Consider the following 16,748-nt stretch of genomic DNA (forward strand, 5'->3'; position numbering starts at 1 on the left):
CCATTATCTTAACTCTCTTAGAAATCCAAAATCTTTTAAATACTCTACTGAAATTGGCAAGTTCCATTGTGTTCCTCCTCCTGGTGCACCGAATGCAGAAGCTATTCGTCCTCCAAAAGTCCTGAAATTTTCAATATCATATCCATATGCTTTAGCATCCATGTAAAACTCTTCTTTTAATAGCTGATCTGGCCAATTTTCAATTGTACTTTTCAACTCACTAAAGTCTTTTATTACCTCATATTGATGATATGCATAAGGATTTTCGATATATGGCAATGCTCTCTGTTCAAAGGAATAGCTTTTCCCATTATTTATTGGAGAGGTATAAGTTCCATACTCACTTCCATACCTATCAATCTTGTCTCCAACTTTTGGCCCTATTATTTGTTTAATTGCATTACCAAGTTCATCTACTTCATATCCTTCAGCAGGTGGCCATTTAACTTTCCCAGTATCACTATCAATAATTTTGACATCAGCCAAAACTTGTACGTCTGTTTTTATACCTGCATTGAGTGCTTTATAAAAAACTTGGATATTAGCTTGAACCTTATCCCTAGGTGTAAGACTAGATTTATTAATATCATTGATTAATGCCTTTACACTTGTGTCATCTAAGGTAGAAAAATCTATATTCTTTAAAATATCATCTATTTTATTACTACCTGTCCCTGTTTTCTTAGAAGACTGTTGCACCGATTCTCTTACTGTCTTCGTTTCAGAAATCACTCTTCTTACTGTATGACCGGTTGATGTTACTAGCTTCTCCACTCGAAAATTTATTGGCATTCTTGTATTTCCAACATTTGTACGAATGGTTTTAAAAAGATTCTGCGCTTTGCCTACTTGCTGCTTAGTATATTGAGTACTATACGGAAACTTATTTTGCAGCACCTTACCAATATCCATACGATCCAACGCATACCCAGCACTACCCACACCTGCAATTGCAAACGCATTAAATAAACTTTGATTTCTTTGCTCTTCTGACAACTCATTTCCGAACATATCTTTACCTGTAAAATACTCGCCGAATCCATTTGCAGATACAAGGCCATAGATACCGTATTCTGCTTTTTGAAGTCTCGTAAGACCTTGAGCTGTTTTATATGAATCGAGCATGTGATCGGCAGTATTTGCGGCTTTTACTGTTTTATAAATAGCGGATCCGCCCTTAACCGCTCTTCCAGCCCAACCGATGACCGGTATAAATCCAGCTGCCGCCATAGCACCTGCTGTAATACGTTCGGCTTCCGAAAGCTTTCTTCCTGTCACTGGGTCAACACCTGTTGATGCACGGATGGAATCATAATACCCTGTGACTTCTCCCGTAAAGGTAGAGACCGTATCCCATGCTTTTTCATACCATGGACGGTTCTCCATCTCTTCCATTTCTTTTTGTATCTCTCTTGCTTCTTTTTGTTCTTTCTTAAAGTTTATGTACTTATCGTTCTCATCTTTTACTTTAGTGATAGCTTTGTATACTTCGCTGTTATGGTAAGCTTCCGCATTAAAATATAAAGGTGAAATGGTTTCACCTTTACGTGTCGCTTCCATTAATTGAGCAAATAGTGCATAAATATATTGTTCTTGTCCTTGAGACACAGCATATTCATCGGTTAATCTTTGATCTAACTCATTAACCTTTTCAACCGTTTCTGACCGACGCTTTTCAGCTTTATCCATTTGGTCTTCAAAAGCATCCTTTGAGAACACAGAAAGAGAGACCAGATCACTGATGTCGCTAAAAATGCGTTGTAGTTCATCCTGTTGATCTGCAACTATATCTTTTGCCATTCTCCCCGCTCGTTCTACGTTCTCTTCTAAAAATGGAACCTGAACAACCGTATCCCCCGAAAGATCAGCTTCCTCTGTATCACCTGGAATTCCTTTAAAAAATAACAAATTTATATCAATCAATTGTATCCATGCATCTACTACATCAATTTGTCCCTGAAAAAAGCCTTTAATGGCTTCAGCTCCTTTACCTTGAAAGTCGCTGTCTTCTGCAATCTTAGCAAGCTCTGTTCTTAAGGATTGGAACTGCTCTCTTAGTCTTTCATATTGATGGGCTCTTTCTCCAGTTGCAGCATTTAAAGTTGAAGCTTCAAGTACATGACTTCCCATTTTCCAGATGCCCTCTTTTCTATTTATTTCTAAAGATCGCTTCATCCTGATTCTTTAGAATCTCAATATTTGCTTTTGTATCCTCGATATTTTTTGTTACCACATTCATATACTCTAGTATCATCTTATGAAGATTTTCTTCACGCTGCAGAAATTCCTTCGTAAACTGAAGTTCGTTCTTTCCAAGTGCCCCAGCTGAAGGGCTTGGAAGAGTTAGAGCGTCAAGCGCTTTCTGTGTTTCACCCAATTGTTGAGTAACATCATGAAATTGTAGCTTTATGGTCTGCATTAAAAGATCCTCCTTTTCAGATCATCAATTCGACTTCCTAGTTCCTCAAGAGCATCTTCTCCCTTGTCTAGCAATTGACTCGCCTCATTTGCTAAGCCGCCAATAACACTCAAAGATTCTCTCTCTACTTTTAATAGACCAATTACAACACCAATCTTCTGTTGGTAATCCTCATAGTCGTCGTTTACTATTTCTTGCATAATCTTATATGCTTCTTCTCTCGATTGATCAAAGGCGTTCGCTCGATTTCCCATCCACAAACTACCAAGCTCTGGTTCTAGTATCTTGCGAATTTCTTGCATACTCGTGTTCTGTTCTTGATTAATCTCACCTTTAGCTCGCTGCAGCCTAGAGATTTTTTCATCTATGGCCGCGGTGCGACTTGATAAGCTACTATAGATAGCACTTAAATCATCTGAAAATCCCACACCTATACCTCCCAAATAGTCCAGTTACTTATTCATCAGGTCAAAATCCCTATCATTATATAAAAATACCATTAATAGTTATAATTTTCCACGTAAAATATACCCTCTTTTCTCCTAAAATAAACCAGTTAAAATAGTACTTTATTCACCTTATTTTATCTCCAACAAAAAAGGAACTAAGGTTTCCCCTAATTCCTAATATTCGTTGGAGGTCTTTCCCCATACCTCAACTCCCGAATACTCAACCCAAAGTCCATCTCGAGGTGCGGGTAATCCTTAAAACCAGCCCAATCTCCACCCCACTCGAAACCTAAATCTTTGGCAATCGCAACCACTTCCATCCAATCCGACTGCCCATTCTCATTGTCATCTCGTTCAAGGTCCCAGACGACAGAATCATCATCCAGCTTAAGTGCAAAATCAATCGCTAGACCGTAGTTATGATAAGATTCGCCACCTTCTACATGAGTCACAATGGTTCCTTCTCTTGAACGGCCTTGTTCATACAGCCGATCCTGTTCTGCTGCGGATCGAAAATCATCGGTTATTACAATATTAATTCCTTTTTCGGACGCTTTTTGTATTAAAAGATCACGGTTCTCTGCCACGATCGGATGCAATTCAGTAGGCATTGGTGTGTTCCTCTTTTTCCATTCCAATGTGATCAGATAAAAGATAGATGCAAGGATCGCGAGAAACAGTATACTTTTGAATATTTTCAATGAAACAAACTCCTTTTGTCATGCAGCACTCTACCTACATTTTATATCAACGAATGGATTGCGGAAAAGCAAACACTCTTTTAGGATCGTATTTTTGATTGATTCGCTGAAGTCTCTCCACATTTCTGCCAAAATACTCTTTTTCATAGTCATTCAGTTCGCTGTATGGAAAATTAACAAATGACCCTTTCGTGATGGTCTTCAAATATCTGAACCTTTTTTCCACCCATCTTCTATTTTCTTCTGCGACGGCCGGATCTTCCCATACGGATTGAATGCCTAAGATATAACGTGCTTTTCGGTAATAAAAAGCAGACTCTGTTTTACCAACATTTCGAATCTGACCTCCCATCGCATACACGGTGAGTGCTGCAAACACGGAACCTTCCGCACGCTTTTTCACAAGATTCACGATTGCTTCCACTTCTTCTCGATCGTATTCCTTGTATACGAAGCGTCCGGTCGATTTAAACTTTTCATATGGCGGATAGGTAGACTGTACCTCCGTGACAGCTTCTAAAAATGTTAATGATTTAGCATTGATTTGGAATCCGTCTATTTTTCTATATACATCTAACAGTTTCAATGCTTCTTCCTTCGTTCCATAAAAAAATCCCCTACCAAAGATAGCAAGTCCCTCAGACACAGCGTTATACATGCTAGCATTCAAACACATTCGTTCATCTAAATTTACAAGCCACTTCTGCCATATTCGCAAGAACTTGCCTAGCTCTTTTGTTGTGGCACTGGGCTTATATAGCTCAAACAATGTCACTTGTTCAATTTTAGGTGGCAGTTTGAACGTCATAGAAACGACAACTCCAAAGTTACCTCCGCCTGCACCTTTGCATGCCCAAAACAAATCACTATTTTCTGTTTCATTCACTTTTAAAATTTCACCTCTGTAGTTGATTAACTCTAGTTCCAGTAAGCTGTCACAACCTAAACCGAATAATCGACTAGAAAAACCCCATCCTGCACCAAGTACAAAACCACTTACGCCTACAGTCGGACACGTTCCTCCTGGAAAAGGGTATCCTCTAGAACCTACCGCTTGATAGAGATCTTTGTTCTGAACCCCTCCTTGAACGGTAACAATTCCTTCCTCTTCATTAAAAGCCACACCATTTAATCGACTGATATCTATGACCAAAACACCATTACCCGTCGAATAACCTTCATAGTGATGACCTCCTGATCGGATTCGAATATCTTTACAATACTTTTGTGCCCAAAGAATGGCAGAGCTCACATCTCCATATTCAGAACAATAGACAATAACACTAGGGAATTTTTGAATGGCTCTGTTCCATTCTTGACGTGCAGCGTCATATTGCGGATCATTCGGTAAAATTATTTCCCCCGTTAAACCTTGAAAGATATCCATCCTCAACACCCTTTTAAGAAAATGAATTACATTTTAAAGTTTATGAGAAGGTGGCATGGCCCAATTCTGATATACAAAAATAATAAAGACCAGGTTCCCCTGGTCTTCATTCACTCATTTATTCGTTATTGTTGTGAACCGATTGCTTGAGCGAGGTTCGATTTAATGGAAACTTTCTCAAAGGATAAACCTAATTGAATAGCGGTCATTGCAATTTCTGGGCGGATGCCAGACAAGGTTGACTTTACTCCGATCAGACCAAGCGTTTCAATAAGAGAGAAAATCTGCTGAGCGACCATCGTATCAATAATTAGTACACCAGAGAGATCGATAAAAAGATGTGTGATCTCTTTTTCGGTACACTGCTCGAGCGTATTTTCAACAATGTACTTTGCTCTTTGTGTATCGATCACACCAATTAAAGGCAACAGGCCCATATGATTATTCAGTGCGATGACAGGCGAGCTTAGCTCGTTGATCATCTCTTGCTGCGCGATTAATTTCTCTTCGCTATACTTTTGGTTTTCTTCAACAAACCATGTCACAATTTTATTAAATGTTTCAATAATAATCTCGTTCCAAGCATCGATGATGGTTTGAGGATATTCACCTTGATGAATATTAACAAATTCTTGAACCAGATTTAAATACTGTTTTTGTACATTGAAGAATTCTTTCATGATTACTGTAACAGGTGTGTTTAAATGCTCATCATCTTGAGCAATCATAAGCACCCATCTTTCAAAGTCTTTTAGAAATTTACTTTCTTCTGTAACAAAAACCTCACAAAAATGTTCATGAAATTCATGATTTTGCTGTTTAAGCGTTTCGATCGTCTTGGGATTTGTGGAAGCGTATACCCCCGTGGCCTTTGATTTATCAATTGATTGGTACCAATCTTCCGTCAACTGCCATGTTTTTTCAATTAAAAAAGAATGCAGTGCCCTATCTCTATGCATCTCTTTTCCACTCTCCCCATCTACCCTAATTTATCATTGCTCTAATCTTCGTCTTTTGCATCCCAATCTTCTGGAATGGGTTCACTCAAGTACTCCTCAACCATTTTCTTATATTTTTCTAACTGTTCAAAATGAGTATTGAACTGTTCTTTGTTAATAAGATGCTGGTTACCGTCAAAAATGGTACGGATTTTATTCTGCTGAACTAAGCTTTCAACTGCCGCTTCAGGCATCGATAAGTATTCAGCCGTTTCTTTTATTGTAAGATACATACTCATACATCCTGTCTAACTTTTGTTTAATCTTAGCTTACAGCAAGTACGGTATGGATTCAATATACCCTAAATAATAGCTTCTAAAATCTAATTGAAGAATTTTTTATTTTGTATTAAATGTTTTCTCATTAAAATGACAAAAAGGAGTAGGAGTACATCTACAAATCCATATACCAAACCGTAACTACCAAGATGATAGAGAAAACTGCCTAACAGGGGTCCGATCGACATCCCCATGTATCTGAAAAAGTTATATGCACCAATTGCTGTAGCACGATTGGCTTGGAACTCTTGTGTAAGGAGAGCTGTCTGAACGGGTAATGACATACCTAAAAATAGACCAAAGAATGAGATTGAAATGATCAATAAGATGAGTGAGATGTTTGAGACTAGGATAAACAACAATAAAGAAATGACGTTTAAAAAGGCAGAGTATACGATCACTTTTCGTTCATTGTATTTTCTCATTTTGCCGCCAATAAAGCTGCCCACTACGATACCGAGTGATAATGGAAGAAATACTAGACCTTTTTGTTCTACAGACAATTCGTACCTTTCACTCATAATAGCAGGTAAGAACACTAGGAAGTTATACAGAGCGTAATACTGAATGAATCCTAAGCCGATTACAGTGTAACCGATACGGTTTTGCAAAATAGTAAGGAAATCTGAAAACCTAAAGTTCTGTTTTTTTGTTGTACTTGGTTTTGTTTCGTGCAAAAAGATAAAATTTCCTGCAAAGATAATAAATCCAACACACATTAACGCAACAAAAATCATATGAAAATCAAATGAAGCACTTAAAAAACCACCAACTACAGGACCTAAAACAGGGCCAAGCGAAACCATCATCTGAAATGTTCCCATAGGCTGAATCCGATCTTTCCCTTCGAACAGATCCCCAATAACAGTTACTGCTACAACAGAACCCGCAGCAATTCCGATGGCTTGCAGAGAGCGAAACACTAAAAGAAATTCAATGGATGAAGAAAAATAACAACCGATCGTAGCCGCTAAGTAAATCAGGATACCTGTTAGCATCACTTTACGCCGTCCGATTGAATCCGTAAGTGGTCCATAGACCATCTGCATCAAAGCCAGGAAAATCGTATAGATCGAGATCGAAAAATTAACCAAGAAAGATGTTGTATGAAGTTCTTTCGTCACCTCAGGAATAAGAGGTACGTAGATCGTTTGAGAAAAAGGACCGAGAAACGCAGCAAGTGCAACAAGGTAGACTAACAATCTGCGGTGCTTCACAAGTAAAAACTCCTACCATTTATAAAATAAAAAAGTCTGCTGAAAAAATTCAGTCAGACTCCCCTTACATTAACTTTTTAAATTATACACCTTGTTAATCAGTTTTAATAAGATTTAGCTTGTAGCTGTTGAATTATTTTGATTGAGCTTTTCAAGGTCTTTTCTATATTTTTCATGGTAGATGGCTGGTTTAATATCTCTTATCATATAAGCCAGAATGCTGATAAGAGGTGAAACTAACATGAACATAATAATATGAGCCAATAATTCGAATTCAAATGTTTCAGGTATATTTAAAATTCCATAATTAACCAACACCATTGCTAATATCCACTGAAGTATAAAAACCCCCGCAAATTTAAAGTAGAATTGTTTTTTTAACTGTGGTACTCCATATAAATACAGAGTTAAGAATATGGTAAATATGAAGTAGAAAGTCACCTTGGTTGTCCATGTCAATGTTTCATCTCTATTATATTGATTGTGAAAGAGAAGTAGAAAAAGTACCATTATGAAGAACTGAGCCGAAAACATTAACTTGTTTCCAAGCTTCTTTTCTACAAATAGATTAGCTTGCATAAGCCTTTTAGTCATTGCCAATGTATAAAGATTTGGTTTTTCAGTCGTAACTAACTTTAAACCTAAGTCTTTTAAAGAATCCTTCAAAACATAAGGTCGCCTATCAACCTCATTTGATACCACATCTAAAAAATCTATTGCTGGAACCTCTGTCAATTCAAATACGGTAATTTCAATTGGTACATTATGGTTCTGTAAATGGAGAAGCCACGGATATAACTCTTCTTCACTATAATGAGAGAATTGAAATACATCTAGTTCCCCATCTTCTTTTCGATAAACAATATTCAGTGTTACATATTTATGGTACCGTATTTTCGTATTAAAAGAATTAGAATTAGTTTGATATATACTTACTGATAATGGTGAGATCAGACATTTTATTGCACTTGTGAAAAGAAATTCAGAATGATGTACCTCATTAGTCTCACTATTCGTTTCCGTCGTTACATATCCTTTTTCTGAGAGTTCCCAATTAGTCACCTTCTTTGAATGTCTAAAAGGTGCTGCTATTAAAAATATGGTAAGACCGGCTAGGACTAAAGATACTATCAACATCAAAGAACCTGCTACAATTTCGTCTTCTAATACTAATATTGCTTCTTTGGTAATTAATACTGTCAAACCGGCAAAAAATAAAACAAATACAATTATAATTATCCAGTGATACCACCTAATTTTATCTGTGTATTTTCCGTTTTTCCCGTACATAATATCCTCACAATTTTCCTGTATTATATTTTCAATACTAGTTTATCTGAACATCCACGTGAAACACAGGCCAAAATACAATTGTGCTCATTCTTTTGTTCTGCACTAAGAAAATCATCAAAATGTTCAATCTTTCCTTCAGCGACTGAAATTTCACATGTACCACATCTACCTACTCTACATGAGTACGGAATATTAATACCATTTGCTAACAAAACTTCTAGAAGGGTTTGTTTCTCTTCTACAATTAATTCACTCCCATTTTGAAGAATCACTTTGAATGTTTTCATTCCCTTATTTCGAGTTGGTAGGAATTGCTCATAGTGCACGGAAGATTCAGGATATCCTAGCTTCCCTGCGGATGTCCTAAACTGCTCAATAAACCCTTCAGGTCCACAAAGATAAACATGCGTTCCGATCGGATGGTTTTCTAAGGAGGCGGTTTGCAAACGTTGTTGTTGATCGGAAAAGTAAAAGTGGCTTTGATTAGGATAGTGTTTTTTTATGTATGTATAAAATGCACAATTATCCTCAGATTTAGAGGCGTAATGAAGTTCAAAGGTTTGTCCGTTAACTGAGAAATCCTGCATCATAGAAAGGAATGGGGTAATCCCGATGCCTGCCGCGTAAAATACGTGATGTCTCGCTTTAAAGCTAAGAGAAAAATGATTCTTGGGGTAACTGATTTGAAGTCGATCACCGACTTTCATTCCCTGATGCCAGTAGAGTGAACCACCTTTAGAATCCTCACATAATCGCACAGCAATTTCATATTTCGTACGATCGTCGGGATGACTCACTAAAGAGTATTGCCTTACAACAAGTCCTGACGGTGTTTTTAAGTAAGTAGAAACATGTGCACCTCCACTAAATCTTGGAAGTCCCTTTTCCGTTTCTTGAGATAGCGTAAACTTCTTAACCTGCTTTGTTATCTTTTCTATAGATGAAACCCGTACAAATAAATTAGGTTCAATAGACAAATAGACTCCCTCCTAACTTGTAGCTGGATAGCCTAAAAATGCATGGTGTAGTTCAGAATAGTGGTCTGACACTTCAAGCTTTAATTCACATTGAATGCAAGTTAATTCGGTAAGTTGTTCTTCTGCTCTGTTCAGTTCATGACAACGGCAACAGAAAACGCTAATCCACTTCTCGCCATAACCAATAAATTGTGACTCATCACTCGAAAAACCGATACGAGCTGCCATCGTTTGTACGATATGAAGTTCAGAATACGGTAACACTACATAAAGGAAGGTTCCCATTTTTTGCTTTCTTAGAAAATCTTCTAGTAACGGCCAAGTTTTAGTAGAAAGGTGATACCACTCATAAGCCAACTTCTCTTTTTTCACGTGTTCGAACACACTGCTTAAAACTCTTAATCCATGCTCATCTGAACAAAATATATATTTTCTTTTTCCTTCAATAAAGACCGCATCTATGCTCATAACGTCTTTACCTGTTGGAGCTGATCTTCCAAATACTCCAACACAGCTTTTTTATAAGTAGAGATTCCTTTGTATTCAACAATATGCGCGTGAAGTTTGGACAGGATTTCGTAAAATTGCTGCAGCCATTCTCTGTTTGTTGATAGTTGTTCAAGGGACAGCAAATGTGTGTGAATGGAAAAGAGAATGCTATTCGTTCTTGGCAGTCTGAATAACTTCTGCACCTCTACGCGTATATGAACAAGCTCACCTGCGTTCTCCCTCGTTACGTGTTTGCGCAACTTACCCCACTGATCAAAGGTTTCAAGAGATGTATCAAGTCGATCACCTGCCATAAGCGACCAATTCAAACGTTCCCAAGGTGTTCCGGCTTCAAGCCTCATTAGAAATTGTAGAATTCGTTGATCTAGCCCCTCTTCCTTAAACCCAGGGATAGGATGATGAATGTTTTTAAATTTCATTCCTATGTTAAAAGCGAGAGACCAGTTAGCAGGAAAACAAAGCTGTCCTGCGTCCAAATACAGATTATCGTCACGCTGTCTCATGTAAATAAGGTCTTCTTGCACATGATGACTAATAAAGAATAACGGTTCACATGAAAGAGAGTTTTCATCACCAAATATAAATTCTACTTTTTCGTCCAATATCTTATTGAAAAATATCCAACTATTATTCTCTTTCTCTACTGAAAAATGTTGTGGGTATTGTGAAACTAAGTGATCGATCACGAACTCAACGATCTCCCACTGCCCTGTAATAGAATGTGGCAGCGATTGATAACAACGCTCGGGGTGATCACTTAATAATTTCCGCTTTAATAGCATCTCTTTTTTGTAGCTCGGGGTAACTTCTATGCAAAAAGGCTGTTTCATGGGGATTGAATTGTTGGAATAACGATACGTTGAATCTTTAAACGGATAAGGAAAATGTGCAAGATCACCTGTCCATTTCATACCTTCACCCTTTACAGAATATTCTTATAATTAATTGTAAAGAAAATCTATTGTTTTGGAAAGACAAAAAAGAGAACCGACTTTTAACAAGTCAGCTCTCCTTCTTCTTGTCCGGATAATCGCACAGCTCAATAATCTGCCCTTGTGAATGTGCGGGGTTCATATAAATTAACCTTCTACCAAAAGGATTTGTCCGATACGTATCTTTTAAAAAGGTATACCCTCTAGCTTCAAAGTCATCAATCGTTTGAAGAAGATCGTCCACTTCATAAGCCAGGTGATGCACACCCTTTCCCTTCTGCCTAATGAACCGCTCGATTGGAGATGTCTTACTCGTAGGTTCAAGAAGTTCAATTACCTGATTTTCAAGCTCAATCACGGCAATGTGGGTTTCTACTCCAGGCTTCTCACTTGTATATCGTTCAGTTAGCTTTCCGCCTAGTACATTCGTATAAAATTCAATGGCTTCATCTATTCTTCTCACGGCAATTCCGGTATGGTCTAGTCTCATCACGTTCACCTCATTTAACTAGCATTATAGAGGGTAGTAGGGATTTAAGCAAAAAGATAGCCCTTTATTGAAAGGGCCACCTTCATAGATTATTTAATTCTAATTTTTTCGTTACCTTTGATCCACTCTGGATAAAAACTCAAGTCAATAGTTAGAGGATTTTGTGAGCGATCTATTGGAGGCAGCTCTATTCCTAGGCGGGTTGTGCCTTTTTCTTCTTCAGTACCCATGGACTGTGAGCTCACTTCAATTTCTTTACCTTGTGCATCAGTTATTGTGCTAAAGATCGCCGAACGGAAAGGTTTTTTTGTATGCAGATCAAAGACGAGCTGACCATCTTCTTTCCTTAGATTTCTTAACTTGTTTCCATTAGGCTGTTTTAGAATCTTCATTTTTTCTGTATCCACCACAATGACTGCATTCTCTTTATCTATGGCTTGAGCACTATTTAAGACCAGATACAATTCTTTTGGTTCTTTAAAATAGTTACTTTGCAAATAAACTTCTCGCTCAGTGTCTTTATCACCTGACCCTGTTATACCATTTGCTATATTACCCCACACCTCATTATTTTCATCAACTAATCGTAGGTCATCAAGCTGCAGGATGTATTTTTCATTTTCATCGTTCATCTTTAATTTCACAACAGCTCGTAATGGATAGATGGTTACCTTCTCAATATTGATTTTTTGACCTTCTAAGTCCATCGTTTGTTGGACTGCATATTCTTTTTTCTTCTTAAATTCATTAAGTTTTAAATTGATTGTAAAATTCATATCCTTTATTTTGAGATCTACGATATATTCTTTTGCTTCAATAGGAACTTCAAAGAAATATTCAATTTCGCCGCTAAACTTAGTCTCGCCTTTATCTGATGAATGGGCATCACCGAATGAATTATATGCCTCATCCAATGCCGTACCGTCTTTCGCTCTGATTTTCACATCATCAAACATAACCTCTTTTAATTTTTCTTTGGATTCTATTGAATAAAAAAGCACCATGCCCATCTCATCAGCAATCGTTCCATCAATGGTAACTTTCAACCCATCTTTTTCGTCTGATACGCCTTGTTTTTGATAATATTTTTTTTCAACAGCTGCCATTCTTCCTTTATCATCACGGATCATACTCACTATTTTTTCCATGCCTGGTATTTCAGAAATGTAATTAGCTAAAGCCGGTGAAATCTTAATAGAAGAAAATAATCCAATGAGTAAAAGAGCTGCCGCTATAAAACCAAAAGCACTTCTCTTCTTCTTAATTCTAGATTTTCGTTCTTCTGTTTTTGCCTTCTGAAATCCACTTAATATCGCCTGATCAATAGAATCTAGTGAAATCGGTATATTTTCATATTCTTTCTTCAAATCGTTTAGTTGTGCTTTCTCTCTTTCAAACATGTAGATTACCTCCTTTCTCATCTAGCTTTTCTCTTAATGCTCGTAACGCCTTATTCAGCCACGTTTTAACTGTACCTTCTGGACACTGCATCATGATCGCTATATCTTTAATCTTTACGTCATTAAAATATTTCAAGGTAAGGATTTCGCGTGACCTGTCGTCTAAATCTAACATCGCGTCCTTCAGCTCTAATTGTGTATGGTCCTCTGAAACACCTAACGAATTCAACATTTCGTCATTCATGAAGACTCGCTTTTTTAGTTTCAACTGATCATTACAATAGTTGATCATAATTCGAATCAGCCACGTTTTAAAATAGAACTCGTTCTTTAACTTTTTTATGTTTTTGTAAGCACGGTACGTAACTTCTTGAATTGCCTCGAGTGCTTCTTCTTCATTACGCAAAAAAGATAGAGCTGTCTTATATAAATCGACTTTATACGTTTGAATCAATTTCAAAAACGCCTCGTCGTTTCCTTTTATCGCTTCCTTCACTAGCTGTTCTGTCTCCAAATTCTAGCCTCCTGACCCTTACCTATATATTAGACCGTGGAAAGTAAAAAAAGTTTTATAAAAAATAAAAAAATCAGCCTTTTTAACAAAGACTGATTTCGTGAGTTATTTTTTTGCAAGCAAGTACATAAAGTACGGGGCACCAATGATGGTCACAATGATTCCTGCTGGTATCCCACTGGGGTCTAATACTACTCTTCCGATCGTGTCTGCTGCCAGGAGTAAGATGCCTCCGATTAATGCTGCAACGGGAAGGAAGACTTGGTGTCTCGGGCCGACTAGTGAGCGTGCTATATGAGGAGCCATCAATCCTACAAAAGCAATTCCTCCACTGACTGCAACAGAGGCTGACGCAAGTGCTACCGAGATCATGATCAAAGAAATTCGTTCTCTACTTACATTCACACCTACACCGACAGATACGTTCTCGTGCAAATTCAACGTATTTAATACATTGGATTTAAACATCGTATAAGGGATAAGCAGCAAGATCCATGGCAGCAATGATAAAACAAACGTCCAATCATCGCCCCAAATCCTGCCTGCCATCCAGTTCGCCATGAACGAATAATCTTCCATATCTAATCTCGTAGATAGTGTCAATGTTGCTCCATACAAGGCGGCTGCTAAACCTACACCGACTAAGACGAGCCGGGTCGGTTCAACACCTTCACCTTTGATGTAAGACATGATGTAGATCACAAACGCTGTTAGCATACCGCCAAATAGGGCAAATAACGGCAGTACGTATAAAAAGCTTGTGGTTTCCACTGTAAAAAACATGATATACACCACAACCATCAGACCAGCACCAGCATTTATTCCTAAAATACCAGGGTCTGAAAGCGGGTTCTTCGTGATACTTTGGAGGATGGCACCAGATACAGCGAGCCCCATCCCCGCAAGAATAGCAACGATGATACGAGGTAAGCGGAACTCAAAAAGAATAAGATTCTCTCTCGAGGTTCCTTGCCCCATCATGGTTCGAAATAATTCTGAAGGTGTTAATGAAGCAAAACCAGTTGCAACACTTATAATAAAAACGGCTATCAGCAACAAGATCGCCGCAATCGTCGTCACTCTTACTCTCTTCATCTGGTGTGCATTCATCATGATAGTTTTCTCCCTCCCTTTCTTGCAAGGTAGAGGAAGAACGGTACCCCGATCATAGCGACTACTGCACCAACTGGTGTTTCATAAGGAGCGTTTACCGTTCGGGCAAACGTATCTGCTAGCACCATGAGCACACTCCCGAATATCGCGGAACATGGAATGATCCACCGATAGTCCGTTCCAACTAAGAACCGCACGATATGCGGAACCATAAGACCTACAAATGCAATAGCACCAACGAGTGAAACGGCAGCACCCGCTAAGGTCAACACCACCGTCATGAGAACGATTTTCGTAAATAGAGTTCGTTGACCAAGGCCGCGTGCTACTTCTTCACCAAAGCTTAATATAGTTAACTGCCTTGAGAACATGACAGCTACAATGATTCCAATCAAAACAACAGGTACGATAATTTTCAGCTGTGCCCAGTTTGTGCCTGATACACCACCTGCCGTCCAAAACGCAAGGTCCTGAGAAAGCTTAAAATATAACGCAATGCCTTCTCCTAAGGAAGAAAGCAGTGCAGAAACCGCTGCACCTGCTAACGTAATCCGGATTGGAGTCAATCCACCTCGGCTCATAGAGCCAAGCCCGAATACTAGCATCGCACCTATTCCTGCACCTATAAAAGATAGAATCATCACGGTAAGATAGTTCGCTCCTGTATTAAAAGCGAACACACAAGCAAGAGCAAGGCTTGCTCCCGCGTTCAAACCAAGTAGACCAGGGTCTGCTAACGGGTTTCTAGTCATCCCTTGCATGATTGCTCCACTTACAGCAAACGCCGCACCGACGATTGCTGCACCAAGCTCTCTCGGTAATCGTAGACTCATAATGATACGGTCAGCTTCCCTAGTAGGATCATAGTTGATCACAGCGTTCCAAACTGTCAGAAACTGAATCTTAGCGGCTCCCACAGATATCGCAAGAACGATACTCAACAAAAGAAGTGCGAACCCTAGCAATAAAATCGCTGTCCCTACCGCTGGCCTAGAATACACTTTATTCTCTTTTATAAGCTTGGTTTTTGTTTTGAACATAGCGTTTGTCCCTTTTTATAAAGTGCTTATTATTTCTTTTTCGTTAACTCTTCAACGATAATATCTAATTCTTTTTCTAGTGAAATTGGGTCATTGAAATAGAATGACTCTGAATCAAACTTAATTGCGTTACCGTTCTTCACTGCCGGCAATTCTTTCCACACATCTGACTCCATGAATGAGTTATCTGGATTTCCTGCTCCTGTTCCTACAAAGATGTAATCTCCAGCGTATGTTGGGATCACTTCGGTTGAAATGGCTTTCCAGCCTGGGCCAAATACATCTTCTTCTAACTTCTTAGGAGCTTTAAGTTCTAGCGCTTGATAGATTACTTCTGTACCACGGCCCCAGTTCTTACCGTAAACATACATGTCTTTTCCGTATGCTTCCATAACCATGAACGTCTTGTCTTCACCAATTGCTGATTTTACTTTTTTACGAGCATCAGCGGCTTTCTTCTTCCACTCTTCTACCCATGATTTTGCTTCTTTTTCTTTGTTAACCATCTTTCCGATCTCTACGTGCTGTTCCATGTAGTCATACTTGTCATACGTCATTGTAACCGTTGGAGCAATCTCTTCATATTTCTTAATATTTTTGTCATCGGAATACGTAATGATTAGATCTGGATCTAATTCTAGTAGTTTTTCATATGAATCAGCAGTTACCACTTCAGCTTTGTCTAATTTGTTTCCATAAAACTTGTTTGCTTTTGGGTATTCATTTACTGCTACTGGTGTAATCCCTAAGTCTAGCAAGTTACCTGCATAAGTTGCAGCCATCATTGCAACACGTTTCGGTTCAGCCGGAACTTCAATCTCTTTTCCTTTTTCGTCTTTATAGATTCTCGTTTCTTTTTTCGACGATTCCTTCTCACCAGTGCTTGCGCCTTCTTCTGATTTATTTCCGCATGCCGCTAGTACAAACACTAAAAGTAATGTCATAAAGGCAACAAGTAATTGTTTTGATGTTCTTTTCATTTTGTTATCCCCCTATATTTGACAATAAAAATCATTCTCAATTAACTGT

The 16,748-nt window shown here is 38.3% G+C and carries 18 protein-coding genes; all 18 read right to left on the minus strand.

The window, feature by feature from the left end; translation table 11 throughout:
* Window positions 1-3 precede the first annotated feature (3 nt).
* The 18 genes from IHV11_RS18320 to IHV11_RS18405 all read right to left on the minus strand — a co-directional run bounded on the left by IHV11_RS18320 (window position 4) and on the right by IHV11_RS18405 (window position 16,699).
* Complete coding sequence (locus tag IHV11_RS18320; protein ID WP_197195818.1) at window positions 4-2,130, minus strand: T7SS effector LXG polymorphic toxin; 2,127 nt, start codon at window positions 2,128-2,130, stop codon at window positions 4-6.
* Window positions 2,131-2,149: 19 nt separating this feature from the next.
* Entirely contained in the window at window positions 2,150-2,419 is a 270-nt protein-coding gene (locus IHV11_RS18325) for a DUF5344 family protein (RefSeq protein WP_066390952.1), read from the minus strand.
* Complete coding sequence (locus IHV11_RS18330) at window positions 2,419-2,847, minus strand: YwqH-like family protein (RefSeq protein ID WP_066390950.1); 429 nt, start codon at window positions 2,845-2,847, stop codon at window positions 2,419-2,421. Before IHV11_RS18330 ends, IHV11_RS18325 begins: the two co-directional genes overlap by 1 nt.
* Window positions 2,848-3,035: 188 nt before the next feature.
* Window positions 3,036-3,569: a M15 family metallopeptidase gene (locus IHV11_RS18335; protein ID WP_305069368.1), complete on the minus strand. Its 534-nt coding sequence runs from the start codon at window positions 3,567-3,569 to the stop codon at window positions 3,036-3,038.
* Window positions 3,570-3,615: 46 nt separating this feature from the next.
* Window positions 3,616-4,956, minus strand: coding sequence for an FAD-binding oxidoreductase (locus IHV11_RS18340; protein ID WP_197195819.1), 1,341 nt, complete (start codon window positions 4,954-4,956; stop codon window positions 3,616-3,618).
* A 125-nt stretch (window positions 4,957-5,081) separates the two neighbouring features.
* A complete protein-coding gene (locus tag IHV11_RS18345; RefSeq protein WP_197195820.1) occupies window positions 5,082-5,915 on the minus strand; it encodes an STAS domain-containing protein in 834 nt (277 codons plus the stop codon).
* A gap of 41 nt (window positions 5,916-5,956) precedes the next feature.
* Window positions 5,957-6,187 carry an excisionase family DNA-binding protein gene (locus IHV11_RS18350; RefSeq protein WP_197132473.1) on the minus strand — a complete coding sequence of 77 codons (231 nt, stop codon included), beginning with the start codon at window positions 6,185-6,187 and terminating at the stop codon, window positions 5,957-5,959.
* 90 nt (window positions 6,188-6,277) lie between these two features.
* Complete coding sequence (locus IHV11_RS18355) at window positions 6,278-7,450, minus strand: MFS transporter (RefSeq protein WP_197195821.1); 1,173 nt, start codon at window positions 7,448-7,450, stop codon at window positions 6,278-6,280.
* A 114-nt stretch (window positions 7,451-7,564) separates the two neighbouring features.
* A complete protein-coding gene (locus IHV11_RS18360) occupies window positions 7,565-8,740 on the minus strand; it encodes a hypothetical protein (RefSeq protein WP_197195822.1) in 1,176 nt (391 codons plus the stop codon).
* A gap of 23 nt (window positions 8,741-8,763) precedes the next feature.
* Window positions 8,764-9,720: a PDR/VanB family oxidoreductase gene (locus tag IHV11_RS18365; protein ID WP_197195823.1), complete on the minus strand. Its 957-nt coding sequence runs from the start codon at window positions 9,718-9,720 to the stop codon at window positions 8,764-8,766.
* 12 nt (window positions 9,721-9,732) lie between these two features.
* Window positions 9,733-10,188, minus strand: a complete 456-nt coding sequence (locus tag IHV11_RS18370; protein WP_197195824.1) for a dimethylamine monooxygenase subunit DmmA family protein — start codon at window positions 10,186-10,188, stop codon at window positions 9,733-9,735.
* Complete coding sequence (locus tag IHV11_RS18375; protein ID WP_197195825.1) at window positions 10,185-11,141, minus strand: heme-dependent oxidative N-demethylase family protein; 957 nt, start codon at window positions 11,139-11,141, stop codon at window positions 10,185-10,187. Before IHV11_RS18375 ends, IHV11_RS18370 begins: the two co-directional genes overlap by 4 nt.
* 91 nt (window positions 11,142-11,232) lie before the next feature.
* Window positions 11,233-11,652 (minus strand): VOC family protein, encoded by a 420-nt coding sequence (locus tag IHV11_RS18380; RefSeq protein ID WP_153238175.1) that lies wholly within the window; start codon window positions 11,650-11,652, stop codon window positions 11,233-11,235.
* Between the two features lie 89 nt (window positions 11,653-11,741).
* Window positions 11,742-13,052, minus strand: a complete 1,311-nt coding sequence (locus tag IHV11_RS18385) for a DUF4179 domain-containing protein (protein ID WP_197195826.1) — start codon at window positions 13,050-13,052, stop codon at window positions 11,742-11,744.
* Window positions 13,045-13,566: a sigma-70 family RNA polymerase sigma factor gene (locus IHV11_RS18390; RefSeq protein ID WP_197195827.1), complete on the minus strand. Its 522-nt coding sequence runs from the start codon at window positions 13,564-13,566 to the stop codon at window positions 13,045-13,047. The genes IHV11_RS18385 and IHV11_RS18390 overlap by 8 nt, the downstream gene beginning before the upstream one ends.
* A gap of 105 nt (window positions 13,567-13,671) precedes the next feature.
* Window positions 13,672-14,679 carry a FecCD family ABC transporter permease gene (locus IHV11_RS18395; RefSeq protein ID WP_197195828.1) on the minus strand — a complete coding sequence of 336 codons (1,008 nt, stop codon included), beginning with the start codon at window positions 14,677-14,679 and terminating at the stop codon, window positions 13,672-13,674.
* Window positions 14,676-15,719, minus strand: coding sequence for a FecCD family ABC transporter permease (locus IHV11_RS18400; RefSeq protein ID WP_197195829.1), 1,044 nt, complete (start codon window positions 15,717-15,719; stop codon window positions 14,676-14,678). The genes IHV11_RS18395 and IHV11_RS18400 overlap by 4 nt, the downstream gene beginning before the upstream one ends.
* A 29-nt stretch (window positions 15,720-15,748) precedes the next feature.
* Complete coding sequence (locus IHV11_RS18405; RefSeq protein WP_197195830.1) at window positions 15,749-16,699, minus strand: iron-hydroxamate ABC transporter substrate-binding protein; 951 nt, start codon at window positions 16,697-16,699, stop codon at window positions 15,749-15,751.
* Between the last annotated feature and the right edge of the window lie 49 nt (window positions 16,700-16,748).

The organism is Fictibacillus sp. 26RED30, assembly GCF_015903845.1.
Lineage (GTDB): Bacteria > Bacillota > Bacilli > Bacillales > Fictibacillaceae > Fictibacillus > Fictibacillus phosphorivorans.